Source organism: Paenibacillus sp. GbtcB18, assembly GCF_019091125.1.
Classification (GTDB): domain Bacteria; phylum Bacillota; class Bacilli; order Paenibacillales; family NBRC-103111; genus Paenibacillus_F; species Paenibacillus_F chitinolyticus.
The window spans coordinates 1-276 of record NZ_JAGXJX010000299.1 but is presented as its reverse complement, the minus strand read 5'-3'; the positions used below and the strand labels follow the sequence as shown (position 1 = coordinate 276).

Genomic DNA, 276 nt, shown 5'->3' with positions numbered 1-276 from the left:
ACGCATGTGAACTTAGTACAAGGAAATATACAAATGACAAATAGTGCTACAGATTTCTTTTTAGATGACGGTACGTCTGGCGCAGCTTCGTTTTTCGTTACATCTAAAAATAATGAAACGTTTTTAACGAGAGACGGTAGTTTTACATTAAATAGTGATCGTTATCTGCAAACAACTTCAGGTGCTTTCGTAATGGGTGAGAATAATGAACGTATTCGTATTCCAGAAGGAGCAAAGGTAGCTGTACAAGCAGACGGTACGATATATGATGCGGTG

The 276-nt window shown here is 38.0% G+C and carries 1 pseudogene; it reads left to right on the top strand.

What is annotated here, in order from left to right:
* Window positions 1–276 (top strand): annotated as a pseudogene (gene flgG / locus KVT34_RS30260) (flagellar basal body rod protein FlgG); the annotation flags it as partial.